Source organism: Planctomycetota bacterium (assembly GCA_035384565.1).
Classification (GTDB): Bacteria; Planctomycetota; PUPC01; order DSUN01; family DSUN01; genus DAOOIT01.
The window spans coordinates 20,501-35,466 of record DAOOIT010000059.1 but is presented as its reverse complement, the minus strand read 5'-3'; the positions used below and the strand labels follow the sequence as shown (position 1 = coordinate 35,466).

Sequence of the window (14,966 nt, the reverse complement as noted above, 5' to 3'; positions counted from 1 at the left end):
ACCGTCACGGACTTCGCCCTCCGGCTTCCTGCCTGATGGCGAAAGTCGAGCTAAGAAACTGCCTCAGAACCCACGCGGGTTCTGAGATAGCTCCTAACGCATCCCCTCTTTCGGCAGCCCCTTCGCCCCATGAGTTCCCCCTGGTATCGCGACGGATTGAGATTCGCCTGCACCCGCTGCGGCGGATGCTGCCGCGGCGAGCCGGGCTACGTGTGGGTGCGCGAGATCGAGATCGCCTCCATCGCCCGCTTCCTCAAGCTCGACGTCACCGAGTTCACCGCCACCTACCTCCGCCGCACCCTGCGTGACTACGCCCTCATCGAGATGGCCAACGGCGACTGCGTCTTCTGGTCGCCCGGCGGCTGCCGCATCTACGACGTGCGCCCTGTCCAGTGCCGCACCTTCCCCTTCTGGTACGAGTATCTCCGTTCGGCCCAGGCCTGGGCCGAGGCGGCCCGCCGCTGCCCCGGGGTCAACCACGGCCGCCTCTACCTTCCCCCCGAGATTGACCACCTGGCCGAGCTCACCGACCTGTAAGGGCCGCCTGGTTCGCCGTGCGGGCCACAGCCCGTAGCTCTCCCAGAACCGATTCATCCCCACGGCCCGAGAACACACGCTCATCGCTCGCACGTCGGCTCTTGACAGGCCCGATCGGGCGGGATAGCATTGAACCATGGCTCGGCCGGGCCGCCGAGCCGTCACGGGCACCCGGCAGCAAGAGCCCTGCTGCGCGTATCCTACTCTTACAGAACCTGCCGCCGGAAGGAGGGCGCCATTGGCACCTGGGCACTCGATCTCCAGGCTTCTTCTCTTCCCTCGCCGCACCAGGGGATCCGCCATGCGCTGGTTGCCGCCGGTCGTTCTCGTGGCTTCTCTGGCCTCGCCCGCCGCCGCGGCGGAATTCGCCCCGGGCCGCGAGACGACGCTCGACTTCGGCACCCCCGCCTTCAAGAGCACCCGGGGGCCGCTGGAACTGCCCGTCTTCGTGCCGACCGACTACACGCCGACCAAGCTGTTCCCGCTCGTGCTCTTCTTCCACGGCCGCGGCGGCAAGCCGGACACCGGCCTGATGCAGTCCATCACCGACCGCAAGGGCTACCTCATCGTCGGCATGGAGTACCTTCAGGAGGACCAGGCCTTCTTTAACGACATCGAGACCCAACTCGCCTTCAACCACCACGTGATCAAGACGCTCAGCGCGCGCGTGCGCGTGAACCCCCGGCAAATCTTCATCGGCGGCTTCTCCCAGGGCGGCTTCGCCACGGCCCTGTTCGGCTTCCGGTCCTCGGAGGTGAGCACCTACCGCGGGTATCTGATGATGGCCGGCGGCCTGGGCGCGGCACGCGACCTCAACTGCATGCGGCGCGAGCCCGTGCTCGTGATCCACGGCGACAAGGACGACGTGGTGCCCTACGACAGCGGCGTGCAGGCCGCCGACGCGCTCCGCAAGGCGGGCGCCAGCGTCACCTTCATCACCATGAAGGGCGTAGGCCACACGTTCGACCGGCAGTATGCGCCCGAGGTGGCCGCCTGGCTCCGCAAGCAGAGCGAGGACGAGCGCCTCGTCGCCCTGATGCGCCGCGCCAAGGCAGCCGAAACCAAAGACATGCCCCTGGCCATTCGCACCTATCGGCAGATTGTGGACAGCGAGGCGGCCGACCCCCTGGTGGACGAGGCCGAGAAGCGCCTCGCCGAGATTGACCAGCAGGCCGCCGAGGCCCTGGCGTCGGCCGTCGAGGCGATCCAGGCCAAGCGGTACCCCGAAGCCGAGCGCAAGCTCCAGGGCATCTGCCGCGCCTACGAAGGCACAAAGACCGCGGCCGAGGCCGCCGCCAAGCTCAGGGAACTGCGCGCCGACCCCGAGGTGGCTCGGGCCGCGCGCGAGGCCGCCGACAAGGCCCGCGCCGATGAAGCCGCCCAGTTGCTCGCCAAGGCCAAGGCCCTGCTCCTGGCCAAGGACTACCTCGCCGCCGCCCGCGCGTTCGACAGCCTCGCCTCCGGCTACGAGGGCACGCCGAGCGCCGCCGAGGCCCGCACGCAGGCCGACGCCCTGCGCAACGACCCGACCTTGGGGCCCAAGCTGCGCGAGGCTGCCGCCGCCGAGGACTGCCGCCGCTGGATGACGATGGCGAGGAATTACCTCAACAGTTCCCGCCCCGAGGGCGCCGCGCCCTATCTCCAGAAGATCATCGAGACCTATCCCAACACCTCGTACGCCGCCGAGGCCAAGGCGCTGCTCCCCTCAGCCCGCTGAGAGGCCACTGCCGACTTGACACGCTCTGCCAGGCCTGCGAGACTCCTGGCGCGACCGAAGCAGGGTTCTCGCACGGTGCCGTTGTGCGCTGAGAGAAAGGAAACCCGATGGCTGAACGAGAATGGCGACGCGCGGGATTCGTCGTCGTCGCGCTGGCGCTGCTCGCAGGCACTTGCGCCTCGGGAGAGAGTGCGCCGCCAGACCTCACACAGAACAACGCGGTGGACAGGAAGCTGACCTATAACCTGGGCGCCACCGGACTCCGCGGATGGATCTACACGAGGGCCGCCACCTTCTTCGATAGCTGCCAGGGCCGCACCACCACGGCCAGCCGCCAGATTCTGGTCACCCACGTCGGCAAGGGCTCGCCCGCGGACGGCGTGATGAAGGTGGACGACGTGATCCTGGGCGCGGGAGGCAAGCCGTTCACCGACGATGCGCGCCAGAGCCTCGCGCGGGCAATCCAGGAAGCCGAGAAAGACGCGAACGGGGGCACCCTGAGGCTGACCGTCTGGCGGGCCGGCAAGACCCGGGACGTGCAACTCAAGCTCCGAGTCATGGGCACCTACAGCGACACCGCGCCCTACGATTGCCCCAAGTCGAAGCGCATCCTCGCCGAGGCCTGCCAGGCGCTGGAGAAGGAACCGCTGGAGGAGAACCTGTGGGGGGCGATCAACGGCCTCGCCCTGATGGCGGCCGGCAACCCCAGCTATCTGCCCCGCGTGCGCGAGCTCGCCCGCAAGCTTGCGCCACCCGACCTCAAACTCCAGCGGCACGGATTCGGGTCGTGGGAGACGGGCTACCGAGGCATCTTCCTGTGCGAATACTACCTCCTCACAGGCGACAAGGAAGTTCTGCCCGCCATCGAGAAGTACACGGTCGCCCTCGCGAGAGGGCAGAGCATGTACGGCACATTCGGGCACGGCTTCTGCGAGCTGGCGCCCGACGGCGCCCTCCACGGCTCCATCCCGCCCTACGGCCCGGTGAACGCGGCCGGCCTTCCGGCCAACCTCGCCATCGTCCTGGGCGCCAAGTGCGGCGTAAAGGACCCTGAGGTCCAACCCGCCATTCAGAGGGCCAACGGGTTCTTCGGCTACTTCACCGACAAGGGCGCCATCCCCTACGGGGAACACGAGCCCTGGCCCTACCACGAGAACAACGGCAAGAACTCCATGACCGCCCTGCTCTTCGCCATCCAGGGCAACCGGGCCAAGGACGCCCAGTTCTTCGCCCGCATGGCCACCGCCGCCTACAGGAACCGCGAGTACGGCCACACGGGCCAGGGCTTCAGCTACCTGTGGGGCGCCCTGGGGGCGAACGTGGGCGGCCCGGCCGCGGCGGCCGCCTTCTTCAAGGAGGCAGCGTGGCACCTCGACCTCGTGCGCCGGTGCGACGGGTCGTTCACCTACGACGGCGGCGAGCAGTACGGCGCCGGCCGGACGGACGATGACACGTACTACGGCAAGAGCGGCTACTACGGCCTCAGCCCGAACGCCTGCTACGTTCTCACCTACGCCCTTCCGCTCAGAAAGCTCCACATCACCGGCAAGGGCGCGAAACCCGCGGATTGGCTGAGCCAGAAGGACGTGGCGGCGGCCATCGCCTCCGGACGGTTCGACCTGGACCGCAAGCAGAAGAGCCCACAGGAGCTGGTAGCGGCGTTCGGCGACTGGTCGCCCATTGTCCGCGGCTGGGCGGCGGAGGAGCTGGCCGCACGCCCCGAAGCCCAGGACATGGTGCCCCAGTTGATCGCCCTGGCGAAGGGCAAGGACGCGCACGCCAGCCAGGGCGCCTGCGAGGCGCTCGGCCACCTCAAGAGCGCCGAGGCGCTGCCCGCGCTCATCGGCCTGCTCACCCACGACGACCGCTGGGTGCGGTTCAAGGCCGCGCAGGCGATCCGCAAGATGGGAGCCGCGGCCAAGCCAGCCCTCCCCGACCTTCTGCGAGCCGCCGCCCGGATGGCTGAGCCGCTCCAACCGGTCAACTGGGCCGATCCCGTGCAACTCGCGCAAGGCCAATTGGCCGCCGCGCTATTCCAGGGGCCGCTGGCCGATGCCCTGAAGGATGCCGACCCCAAACTGCTCTACCCTGCGATCCGGGCCGTCGCCACGAACGCAGATGGCATGGCCCGGGCCACGCTGAGGAGTGTCTTCGAGAACCGCCTGACCCTGGAGGACGTTCAGGCGCTAGCGCCCGACCTCCTCGCGGCCCTCAAGACGCGCAGCCCGGCCGACACGATGTTCGGCAACGAAATCCGCATGGGCGCGTTCAAGGCGCTGACGAAGTACCGCTTCAAGGAGGGCATCGCAGCGGGCGTCCTCTTCGCCCGCACCCAGGGCGGCCACGGCAGTGAGAACCGCACCGGGGTGATCATGAAGGAACTCATGGCCTACGGCTCGGCCGCCCGAGAGGCGATTCCCGCGCTGAAGGAACTCATCGCGGAGTTCAACGCACAGGTCAAGAGGAATGAGTTCCCCGGCGGCGAACTCAACGACCGCCGCGTCAGTGCGGTCAGGGAAGCCATCCAGGCCATCGAGGCCGCCACCACGCAGCCCGAGCTGCGGCACATCGCTCCCGTTCCGCCCCGCGGGGGAACAGGCCACTAACCCGAGCGCGGATGCGCACAAAGCGTGTGCGGAGTCTTCGGGCACCCATCGCCGGCGGCAAGGGGTGCCGGGCCGTCGCCGACCTGACCCGCTTGACCCGCGCCCGTGGGACGGGTATCCTATGGGGCGTTCGGCTGCGATGAAGCATCAGTCTCTCCGGTCCCTGTTGCGAGGATGTTCCCGCCCGTGAACAGTTCAAACGCCGTGGCTTCGGTGTGGACGCGCGAGGTGGTGGCCGATCGCCGCACGGTGGCGGCCATCGGGGTGGGCGCGATGGTGGCGTGCCTGGCGCTCGCCGCCGAGGTGCGCCTCTACACGCCGCTGAGCGAGGTGCCGTTCACGCTTCAGACGTTTTTCGTGCTGGTCGCAGGCGCGGGGCTGGGGCCGCGGCTGGGCACGGTGGCCCTGTCGTCCTATCTCGCGCTCGGCGCGGTGGGCGCGCCCATCTTCACGGGCCAGTGGCTGGGTGCCACAACGGGCTATCTCGTGGGCTTCGTGGCGGCGGGGTGGGTGATCGGCGCGCTGGTGCGCCGCGCGGCCGCGCCGTCCCTGGGCCGCCTTGTGCTGGCGATGGCGCTGGGCGACGCGCTGCTGCTCGCCTGCGGCGCCGCATGGCTGGCGTTTGGCATCGGCTTCGGAGTGCCCGCGGCCGTTGCTCGCGGCATCACGCCCTTTGTCGCCGTCGAAGCGGCCAAGATCGCCGTTGCGGCCGCCCTGTGCCGTAGCTACGAGAAGCGGTTGCGCGCGCTCTTCCCCTGATGCGACGCACAACCGCGTCAGCCCGCGATCGAATCACCAATCTCCAACACCCAATGATCAGTGTCCAAGTACTACTCCGGCCGCGAATCAGCTTGCAGTGTCCAGAACCACGGTGCATCGGTCAGGGCCTCAAACGTAGCCGCAAGCGTCCCGCTTGCGGTGGTTCTCGACAAGCAGGACGCTTGTCGCTACGCAGGAGAACGCAAACAGACCCGTGGCCGAAGCCGCACAACGGGGCCATGCAAGAGGGCCTCTTTTGCCTGGTTATTGAGCGTTGGGTGTTGAGTGTTGGGTATTCGCCTTCCAGTCGCCTCACGCGGGCCTGTCTTCATTCTCCGCCACCACAACGATGGCGCTGGAGTCCAGCAGGTGCTGCTGCTTGGCCCAGGTCACGCCGCAGCGGTACTCGCACAGACCGCAGCCCACGCAGGCCTCGGGCTTGACGAACGGGGCGAGGATGCGGCTCGCCTCGTCGAGTTCCGCGGCCGACATCACGCCCTCGGGCACGTTGCCTACCTCGAGGCGAATCTCGCGCATCTCGATGGCGTGGTAACCGGCCGCGCGGCACTCGTCGTAGCAGAGCTGGCAGTCGCGCCGCCCGCTGTGCGGCAGACACGTCTTCGGGTTCACCACGGCCAGGCCCATGTGCGTCTTCCGCTTCGCCGCAATGGGCAGCGCGCGAATCGCGCCCGTGGGGCAGGCCTGGCCGCAGAAATTGCAGTCCTGGTGGCATCCCGCCCACGAGGGCACGGCGACCGGCGTCCACACCGCCTCGAGCCCGGCCGAGAGGCCCGCGGGATGCAGCACGGGACCGGGGCAGACCTTCAGGCACAGGCCGCAGCGCACGCAGCGCTGAAGGAACCGGTCCTCGCGCAGGCTGCCGGGCGGGCGCAGCAGCTTGGGCCGCGGCCCGGCCGCGATGCCCACGGCAGCCAAAGCGCCTGAGGCTGATGCCCCGAGGAGAGCGCGCCGCGAGAGGCTGGGGTCATAGGGCCAGGCACCGCGATCGCCGTCAACCGGCTCGTGAGAGCGCGGGATGCACCCCACGTCTGTCATGCTGAGCTTGTCGAAGCACCTTTCGGGGGGGCCGGCCTTCGCACGCGCGGCATTCTCCCCTGCGGTGCGCTCGCCCCCAGAGAGGTTCCTCGACTTCGCCTCGCTTTGCTCGGAATGACAAGAGGCGCGACGGCCTTGATGCCGCCACGCGAACTCGATGGCGTCCACCGGGCAGACCGCGGCGCAGTCGGGGCAGAAGGCGCACTCGGCGGACCGCGTCGAGAAATCGGGCCGAATCGCGTCGAACGAGCACGCCCTCACGCACTTGCCGCACCCGATGCACGCCGCCGTGACCCGTCGCTCGCGCAGCCGCAGCGGGCTGACGAGCGAGAAGAGCGCCCCGCTCGGGCACAGCGTGCGGCACCAGAACCGCCGCCCGAGAACCCCCAGCCCGATGATGCTCATGAACAGCGCAAGCGAGAGCCAGTAGTCCCACGACACCGGCCGCACCATGCTCGCGTGTTTCATCGCCGCGAGCTGGGCCGGGGCGAGGAGGAACACGTAGCCGCGCGTCGTCACGGGGATCGCCGCCACGTAGCCGGCGAGCATGCCGCCGAAAGCTCCCGCCGCCAGAACTGCCGCGAGCACATAGTACTTCGCATGGACCCAGGCTCCGCGCCGGCGCAAATGCAGCCGCTTCAGCCGACGGCCCACGGCCCAGTCGGCCAGGTCAATCGTCGCGCCCAGCGGGCACAGGTGCGAGCAGAACACGCGCGGCAGGACGAGCGAGACGGCCAGAATGCCCGCTGCCCACAACAGGAACACCCCCACGCAACGGCCCGCGAGCGCCGCCGCGGCCGAGGCCAGCGGGTCGAGCCACAGGAACAGCTCGGCCGGCACCCGCTCCTTGTCGGCGAAGAGGCGCGTCGAGAACCGATCGCCGTACGGCCAGGCCACATGGAGGAGGATGGCAAGGAACAGCATGAAGGCCAAAGCCTGGCAAGTCCGGCGGAGGGGGACATACAACCCTCGCCGCCTCCCTCCAGCTAGGCCATCACAGCTATCATCTTGCCTATATCGACTCAAGCAGCTGCTTCCAGGCTTGGCGATTGGCGGGTTGCGTATTCCAGGAGTCCAGGTGCTCACCGATCTTGCGGAGGAAGGTGGCTCGCATTGCTTCACCACCGAGGGCAAGCACGCTTCGAGCCAGGTCGAAGAAGTCGAATACGTACAGGTTCTGGCCTCCAGCGAATGCCTTGGCAACTCGTTCTTCGATGGCGCTCTTGTGATCGGCCTGGACCGCGCTTGCCGCGAAGAAGATATCCTTGATCGCGCGTTGACGCGACTTGCGGAGTGTGCCCTCGACGTCCGCCAGAGTCAAGATCCGATCTTTGACCTCTACGGCGATGACAACCTTGCCATCGGCATCCACACATTCCAGGTCCGCTGCCTGGCCAATGGCCTCGTCGCTGGCATTGATCCTGGCGCGGTTCACTCGCGCGTAAAGACCGAAATGGCTGCCAATGGCATCGAACAGCGCCCCGCAGAGCGCGAGGGCACGATCACCACCCGACTTCTCGCCAAGAAACTGACGCCCGAGAGCCAGGGCAGCATCCAAGCTGACACGTGGAGGCAGCGGGTAGGAAAAGCGGAGAGTCTGTTGGCGGCGGAACATCTCGAGAAGCACCTGCCGGAAGATCGACAACGTGTACTCAGGACTGCCTCGCGATTCCACCTGCTCGAGCACCTCTACCAAGACGTTCCAGCCCGCTACATCCTTCTTGCTTGAGTCATTCCGAACCATGCGCGGAATGCGCATGGGGTTCCCTACATAGGGATCGCTCGATGCGCCGAGGATGCACTCCTGTTCTTGGTTGAAGGGGGCAACCACTTTGCTCGCTAGGCTGCGGGCGTCCCAACCGGTTACGTCACCTAGGTCGCCCTTCTTCCTCTGAAGACGTAGGCAGTCGAGCGATGGGTTCGTGAGCTTCCCAAGGAGCTGGGTGGGCAGGCAGAATCTGTATGCAACTTGTCTGTGATTGATACAGGAGCGGATGGCATCCACTGCTTGAGAAGCCGCGACGTAGCGGAGACTGGCATCGTGCGCCGCGGCGGTTGTAACGACGTGCCACTGATCCCTCAGAATCGCAGCCGCGCACGCGAGATCGAGAGTGGGTTCCGTGCTACTCTTTCTTGGCACGCTTCCGCACCTTGTACTGAATTCGCTTTTCGAACAGGCACGAGGCACTGGCCTTCACCGTGCCTTCAGCAGTTGGATAGGTGAAAGGCGGGTAGTTCAGCCAGACTGATTCGGTGCGTTCCCCTTTGGAGGAATTGCAGAGGCGTGTTGGTGCATCCACGCGCCGCCAGCCATCGTAGAGCCGGTCCATGAGTGAGCAGCGGTAGCCGGAGACGGCGGCCGCTCCACGGACCCCACGCAGGACCTCGGCCAGCTCCGCATGTTCGCGGTCGGTCATCTCGAATCCGTACGCCTTCACATCCCCGCGCGCCTCGTGGGGATAGGGCGGGTCGCAGTAGAAGAGGGTCTCTGGTGAGTCGTAGCGCCGGATAACCTCGATAGCGGGTGCGTTCTCAACCTGAACACGCTGGAAGCGCTGAACGATCTGAGGTAGGCCTTCTACGCTTCCAAGCCATCGCGACACGGCCCCCGCCATTGCCGCACGCGACGTAAGAACACAGTGCGCCCAGCGTCCCTCTGAGCTTGTCTGGGCGAGTCCGGTGCGAGTCTGGCGCGCCCGTACGAAGAACCGTCGCGCGCGCTCCAGTGGACTCAGGCACGGTTCCGGGGTACATGCCTTGACCAACTCTTCGCGAGAGAAAGGAGTGAGGCTAATGAGCCTGACCAACTCCTCTCCTTGATCGCGAAGGCAGCGAAAGAAGTTCGTCACCTCCGAGTCGAGATCATTATACGTCTCAACGGGAGCGGGCGGGCGGTTGATCAGCACAGCAGCGGACCCGCCGAACGGTTCACAGAAATGAGTGAAGTGCGTGGGCAGCAATGGCAGGATGAAGTCGAGATGGGAGAACTTGCCGCCGTAGTAGCCGAACGCGATCATCTTGCTGCGCCGCGCGCTGGCGCGCGCCACGAGACGTCGGTGGTTGAACTCGACCGCCACTCGCGACACCTCGCGATCTGCACTCGGCCCCATGGCGCAGCCGGAATTGGGAACTGGGATTGCACTCACGATAGCACAACCCTCGTAATGCGCTGTTGGGCGGCCAGTCTCATTGTAGCCCCGTTTGCCGGCGGCGTCAACGGCGCGACGCTCACTTCATCCCGGCCTGCTGGAGGGCGCGGTAGACGGCCTCGACGATGGCCTGCGTGGTGACCGTGGCGCCGGTGACGGCGTCCACGTCCAGGCCCTGGCGCTCGAGGATCTGCTTCGGCACGCTCTTGGTCGCGCCCAGGTCAATCTTCTCCTCGTGCTGGAGCCTGATGTCGGCGATCTTCCCGCCCGCGAGCCTCACCGTGGCGACCACGTCCTTGACGTAGCCCAGGCTGGTGCCACGGTAGGTGCCGTCCTGGAGGGCCTTGATGTCGAGGGCTTTGCGGTTCATGAGGTCGAGCTTGGCCTGCACCTTGGCGGCGTTGCGGTGGAGCAGGTGGCGGCCGTAGGGCTGGTCCGAGGTGGGGAAGAGGCGGATGGCCTCCTCGTAGTGCTGCCGGGCCTTCGCCAGGTCGCCCATCTGGGCGTAGAGGTCGCCCAGCCTGTCGTTCAGGCTGGCCCGGCCGTTGATCGCCCACGGCGGGTCGGGCAGGTGTGCGAGGCCGTCCTGAAGCGTCTGGATCGCCTTGGCGTACTCGCCGAATCGGGCGTACAGCGAGGCGAGGGCGTTGTACTCGAAGACGGCGCCCTTGGGCTTGGGCGCGAGGCGCTCGGCGTAGACCTTCAGCGCCCAGGCATGCTCGCCGCCGAGATAGAGGTACATGGGGTACTCGTGGCCGTCGGCCGAGCCGTTCTTCTGCACGACGTGGTAGAGGTAGGTGAGCTTGATGGCCTCGCGGTTCTTGCCCTCGGCGAGGAGCTGGCGGATGTGCAGGCGCGCGTCCTTCCACGGCGTTTGCGTGTTGTAGTTGGTCTGGACCTCGTCGAGCCAGGCGGGCGGCACCCGGAGGGTGCGGAGGGCCTCGTCGAGCTTCGACTCGCCGGCGGTGGCGCCCGCCAGGCTCAGCAGCAACGCGAGCACGGGGATGCGTGGGATCATGGCCTGGGCTCCAGGGCGCTACTGCGCTTTGATGTCGTAGGCGAACAACAGGTCGCCGTGCCGCAGGTAGAGGCGCCCCCCGCACACCACGGGGTGCGGCCAATTGGGGCCTTTGCCGCCGGCCGGCACGCGGAATTGGCTGACGACGTCGTGCCCGTCGGGCGTGGCCTTCACGAGGCCCACGGCGCCGCGCTCGCTATACGTGTAGAGCATGCCGTCGGCATACGTCACCGAACCCTTGCCCACGCCGTCGGCCGTGTACTTCACGGCGCCCGTCTTGAAGTCCAGGCACACCCATTTGCCGCGGTGGGTAGAGCCGTAGAGGAAGCCATTGACCAGGACGATGCCGCCATGGTGGTTATCGAGGGCCTTGGTCTCCCAGACCTTCGTGACGGAGCACTTCTCACCCTCGACTGTGAGCTTGAGCAGCTCGCCGCCGCTGCCGTAGCCGCTGTTGATGAACACGTGGCCGTCGGCGTAGATGGGGTCGGGGATATTGCAGTCGTACGAGGTCTTATGCTCGAAGCGCCACAGCAAGGCGCCGGTCCTGGCGTGGACGCCGATGGCGGCGTTAGAGGTCATGGTCACATACTGGCGCAGGCCCTGGTAGTCTACGACGATGGGCGAGGCATAGCCGGGGTTGTCGCCCGCGCCCTTGCACACCCACAGGGTCTTGCCGGTCTTCTTGTCGAGTGCGACCATCGCGGCCTCGGGGCCGCCGGGGCAGACGATCAACTGCTCGCCATCCACGAGGGGCGACTCGGCGAGCGCCCAGGTGATGTTGCGGCCGCCAAAAGTCCCCAGGATGTTGAGCGCCCAGACCTGCTTGCCGCTCTTGGCCTCGAGGCACGAGAGCGTGCCATCGGGGTTCTCGTAGTAGAGCAGAGCACCGTCCACCGTGGGCGTGCTGCGCGTGCCGGGATGGTCCACCTTGTGCGCGGGTCCCACCTTGACCTGCCACTGGGTCTTGCCGGCCAGATCGAGCGCTGTGAGCAGCGCGTCGCCGCCCACATTGCCCACCGTGTAGATCAGGCCGCCCGCCACGGCCACCGTCGAGAAGCCCTCGCCGATCCCCTTGGCGGTCCACAGCAGCTTCGGCCCCCCGTCGGGCTACTGCTTGAGCAGGCCGGTCTCGGCCGAGAGGCCGTTGCGGTTCGGCCCGCGCCACTGGGGCCACTCTCCCGTCGCGCCTCCAAGGCAGGTTCCCGCCAGCGCCGCCGTGGCCACCAGGACCGTCACCCAGCGCTCCACTGCTCTCACGAAAGCTCTCCTTGCTGCCTCAGGGCATCCGCGGCCGGCCCGGCCACACGGCCCGGCACGAAGGCGCGCGGCACGCTCGGACGATGATAGCGGCATTCCCTGCGTCTTGCAAATCGGCGTGCGACATGTTAGCATCGCACGCAGAACGTCCGCCTTCTCGCCACAGAGGCTCACCCGGAGCCTGGGAGTGTTGGGATGCGCGCTGGCAGCGCCCGGATCGAGATCACCCCGCCCAAGGGGCTGCCGATGGGCGGCTACGTGGCCCGGGCCGATCCGGCCCAGGGCATCCACGACCCGCTCTTTGCGCGCGCGCTCGTGCTCGACGACGGCGCGCAGCGTGTGGCCCTGATCTCGGCCGACCTCCCCGAGGTGACCCCCGCCTTTGCGAACGATGTGCGCGGCAGGATCGCCCAAGAGCTTGGCATTCCGCCCACCCACAGCCTCCTGGCCGTCTCGCACACCCACGCCGGGCCGCTCGTCGCCGGCCACCGCGTGAACACCCCCGACCCCTTCTATCTGGAGACCCTCCACGACCGCCTGCTGGGGGTGGTGCGGGCCGCCGCACGCGTCCTGCGCCCCGCCTCCATCGGCGCCGGGCGCGGCAAGGTCTACCTCGGCGTCAACCGCCGGGCCGGCCGGCAAGACACGGGCGCCCCGCAACCCCAGGGTCGCCCCGGCTATGCCTCTCCCTACACGCGCGTCCTGGTCGCCGCCGAGCAGGGCGGCGGGCCCCTCGCCATCCTGTTCACCTATGGCGCCCACCCGAATGTCCTGGGACCCGAGAACCTCCAGATCTCCGGCGACTATGCCGGCTTCGCCGAGCGCGCCATCGAGGAGAACTACGGCGGCAACGCCGTGGGCCTCTTCGCCCTCGGCTTTGCAGGGGACGTGGATGCACAGCACTCGAAGCGCTCCTTCGACGAGGCCGAGACCCTGGGCACGGCGCTCTCCCGGGCCGTGCTGGAGGAGATGAAGGCCATCCGCCCCGCCGACGGGCTCGCCCTGCGCGCCCGCGTCCTCCGCGTGCCGCTGCCGCTCCAGCCGCCGCCCTCGCTCGAGGAGGCCGAACGCCTCCTCTTCGCCGAGCGCGAGCGCCTGAACGCCATCCTCGGACGCGGCGAAGACAAGGCCGAGATCATCCGCCGTCGCATCCGTGTGGACTGGGCCTCGCAGCTCGTCCAGGCGGCGCACGAGGGCCGCCAGGCGCCGCCGCTCGAGGTCGAGCTTCAGGGCATCGCCATCGGCCCGATCGCCCTCCTCGGCGTCGCCGCCAAGCCCTTCGCCGAGTACGAGAAGATTCTGCTGGAGCTCTCCCCGTTTCCCCACACGTTTCCGCTGGCGTGCGTCAACGGGAGCATCGGCTACGTGCCCACGGCGACCGCCTTCGCCGAGGGCGGCTACGAGGTCGAGGCGGCGCCCCGTCTCTATGGCACGCTGCCCCTTCGGCCCGAAGTCGAGAGCACCCTGCGCCTGGCCTTCGCCCGCCTGCTTGCCGACCTGACCGGATAGGAGGCCGCCCGATTCACGCCGCCTGCCTGCTCAGTGCCTGCCTCGCCCTCGCCGCCCCGCCGGCGGAACCCCCGCCCGAAACGGCCACCGGCCTCATGCGCCTGCCGGCCGAGGGCCAGCCGCGCCGCGACTGCTGGCTCTACGTCCCGAAGACCTACGACAGGGCCAAGCCCTACCCCCTCGTGGTGGTCCTGCACCCGGCCGGCCTCCATGGCTCTCGGTTCGTCTCCGCGTGGGGCCTCGTCGCCGAACGCACAGGGGCATTCCTGGTCGCCGGACCCGAATGCAAGGACCAGAAGAAGCGTCTGTGGGACATGGCGGATGAAAAGGACCTGCTCGCCACCATACGCAAGGTCATGGCCACCTTCCATGTGGACCCCTCGCGCGTGCTCCTCACCGGCTTCTCCCAGGGAGGCACCTACAGCTACACGTTCGGCTTGAGGAGCCCGGAGCTCTTCCGAGCCATCGCCCCCGTGAGCGGAGCCCTCGTGGCCCGACCCGGGCCCGAGGCCGACGCCATCCTGCTAAAAGCCCGCGGCATGGGCATCTACATTGCCCATGGCGCCACCGACGACCGCATCCCCGCCGAGCGCGCCCGGGCCTCACGCGCCCGCCTGGAGCAGGCGGGGTTCACAGTCACCTACCGCGAGGTGCCCCAGCTCGGCCACTTCTTCCCCGATGGAGAGCCCGATCGCATCTGGGCCTGGTTCGCGGCTCTCACTGCCCCTGCCGCGCCAGTCGGGCAGCCCTGATCCCCTAGTCACTCACCAAGGAGGTGAATCTTCGGCCCGGCGATGATGGCCGTGATCAGCGGGTGGCCCGCCTTCGCCTTCTGACGGAAGTCATTGGGGCGCATAACGATAGGCTTTATGGCCCGGCCGATCCTGCTGTCTGCCCCCGCGAGCGCCGCCGCCACCTCACCAGCGCCCACCTCCCCGATCACCATCACCTTGGCCTCGCGCTCCGGAGCCGCGTCCCCCTCCGCCAAGGCTCCATAGACAAACGCTGCCACAATCCGGTCCGCCAGTGGCGACAGCGCCTCCCGGAGCACGTCCGCAAGGCCCGCTGTCTTCCACATCATGTCCCGCAGCTCCCCGTAGATTGGACATTCAGGGTTGGCCCGGAAGTACACTTGCCTGCCGCTCACGGTCCGCGTCAGAATCCCCGCCCTCGTGAGGCGCGCCAACTCGCGCTGCACCGCACCCAGGCCCACACCTGCCGCGCGGGCGATCTCTCGGAGGTAGAACGACTGCTCTGGCCGTCCGTAAAGCATTGCCAGTACAGCACGTCTGGCTTTGCCAAAGATGGCCATGGATGGGCTCGGCGATATCGTACTCATAACATGTTCAATTGTA

General features: G+C 67.8%; 13 protein-coding genes. 6 read left to right on the top strand and 7 right to left on the bottom strand.

What is annotated here, in order from left to right:
• Positions 1–156 precede the first annotated feature (156 nt).
• The 4 genes from PLE19_18625 to PLE19_18610 all read left to right on the top strand — a co-directional run bounded on the left by PLE19_18625 (position 157) and on the right by PLE19_18610 (position 5,619).
• Entirely contained in the window at positions 157–537 is a 381-nt protein-coding gene (locus PLE19_18625) for a YkgJ family cysteine cluster protein (GenBank protein ID HPD16968.1), read from the top strand.
• A gap of 301 nt (positions 538–838) precedes the next feature.
• Positions 839–2,254 (top strand): prolyl oligopeptidase family serine peptidase, encoded by a 1,416-nt coding sequence (locus PLE19_18620; GenBank protein ID HPD16967.1) that lies wholly within the window; start codon positions 839–841, stop codon positions 2,252–2,254.
• A gap of 107 nt (positions 2,255–2,361) precedes the next feature.
• Positions 2,362–4,860, top strand: coding sequence for a DUF6288 domain-containing protein (locus PLE19_18615; GenBank protein HPD16966.1), 2,499 nt, complete (start codon positions 2,362–2,364; stop codon positions 4,858–4,860).
• Between the two features lie 186 nt (positions 4,861–5,046).
• Complete coding sequence (locus tag PLE19_18610) at positions 5,047–5,619, top strand: biotin transporter BioY (protein HPD16965.1); 573 nt, start codon at positions 5,047–5,049, stop codon at positions 5,617–5,619.
• 312 nt (positions 5,620–5,931) lie between these two features.
• On the opposite strand, the gene PLE19_18605 is transcribed toward PLE19_18610, so the two are convergent.
• From PLE19_18605 to PLE19_18580, 6 genes are all read right to left on the bottom strand, one after another.
• A complete protein-coding gene (locus PLE19_18605; GenBank protein HPD16964.1) occupies positions 5,932–7,599 on the bottom strand; it encodes a 4Fe-4S binding protein in 1,668 nt (555 codons plus the stop codon).
• An 88-nt stretch (positions 7,600–7,687) separates the two neighbouring features.
• The gene (locus PLE19_18600; GenBank protein ID HPD16963.1) at positions 7,688–8,680 is read right to left on the bottom strand and encodes a restriction endonuclease, SacI family; all 993 of its coding nucleotides are present in this window, start codon (positions 8,678–8,680) and stop codon (positions 7,688–7,690) included.
• Positions 8,681–8,798: 118 nt separating this feature from the next.
• Entirely contained in the window at positions 8,799–9,692 is an 894-nt protein-coding gene (locus tag PLE19_18595) for a DNA adenine methylase (GenBank protein ID HPD16962.1), read from the bottom strand.
• Positions 9,693–9,903: 211 nt separating this feature from the next.
• Positions 9,904–10,842 carry an FMN-binding protein gene (locus PLE19_18590; protein HPD16961.1) on the bottom strand — a complete coding sequence of 313 codons (939 nt, stop codon included), beginning with the start codon at positions 10,840–10,842 and terminating at the stop codon, positions 9,904–9,906.
• Positions 10,843–10,860: 18 nt separating this feature from the next.
• Entirely contained in the window at positions 10,861–11,931 is a 1,071-nt protein-coding gene (locus PLE19_18585) for a PQQ-like beta-propeller repeat protein (GenBank protein ID HPD16960.1), read from the bottom strand.
• A 21-nt stretch (positions 11,932–11,952) separates the two neighbouring features.
• On the bottom strand, positions 11,953–12,102 hold the full coding sequence (locus tag PLE19_18580; protein ID HPD16959.1) for a hypothetical protein: 150 nt from the start codon (positions 12,100–12,102) through the stop codon (positions 11,953–11,955).
• A 195-nt stretch (positions 12,103–12,297) separates the two neighbouring features.
• On the opposite strand from PLE19_18580, the gene PLE19_18575 reads away from it, so the two are divergent.
• Both PLE19_18575 and PLE19_18570 read left to right on the top strand, forming a co-directional pair.
• Entirely contained in the window at positions 12,298–13,611 is a 1,314-nt protein-coding gene (locus PLE19_18575) for a neutral/alkaline non-lysosomal ceramidase N-terminal domain-containing protein (GenBank protein HPD16958.1), read from the top strand.
• 95 nt (positions 13,612–13,706) lie between these two features.
• Positions 13,707–14,363 (top strand): prolyl oligopeptidase family serine peptidase, encoded by a 657-nt coding sequence (locus tag PLE19_18570; protein HPD16957.1) that lies wholly within the window; start codon positions 13,707–13,709, stop codon positions 14,361–14,363.
• A gap of 8 nt (positions 14,364–14,371) precedes the next feature.
• On the opposite strand, the gene PLE19_18565 is transcribed toward PLE19_18570, so the two are convergent.
• Positions 14,372–14,923 carry a winged helix-turn-helix domain-containing protein gene (locus PLE19_18565; protein ID HPD16956.1) on the bottom strand — a complete coding sequence of 184 codons (552 nt, stop codon included), beginning with the start codon at positions 14,921–14,923 and terminating at the stop codon, positions 14,372–14,374.
• Positions 14,924–14,966: the final 43 nt, after the last annotated feature.

Coding starts and splice junctions, on each gene's coding strand:
- PLE19_18620 (HPD16967.1), top strand. CDS start 839: ATGCGCTGGTTGCCGCCGGTCGTTCTCGTGGCTTCTCTGGCCTCGCCC.
- PLE19_18615 (HPD16966.1), top strand. CDS start 2,362: ATGGCTGAACGAGAATGGCGACGCGCGGGATTCGTCGTCGTCGCGCTG.
- PLE19_18605 (HPD16964.1), bottom strand. CDS start 7,599: ATGCTGTTCCTTGCCATCCTCCTCCATGTGGCCTGGCCGTACGGCGAT.
- PLE19_18595 (HPD16962.1), bottom strand. CDS start 9,692: ATGATCGCGTTCGGCTACTACGGCGGCAAGTTCTCCCATCTCGACTTC.
- PLE19_18590 (HPD16961.1), bottom strand. CDS start 10,842: ATGATCCCACGCATCCCCGTGCTCGCGTTGCTGCTGAGCCTGGCGGGC.
- PLE19_18575 (HPD16958.1), top strand. CDS start 12,298: ATGCGCGCTGGCAGCGCCCGGATCGAGATCACCCCGCCCAAGGGGCTG.
- PLE19_18570 (HPD16957.1), top strand. CDS start 13,707: ATGCGCCTGCCGGCCGAGGGCCAGCCGCGCCGCGACTGCTGGCTCTAC.
- PLE19_18565 (HPD16956.1), bottom strand. CDS start 14,923: ATGGCCATCTTTGGCAAAGCCAGACGTGCTGTACTGGCAATGCTTTAC.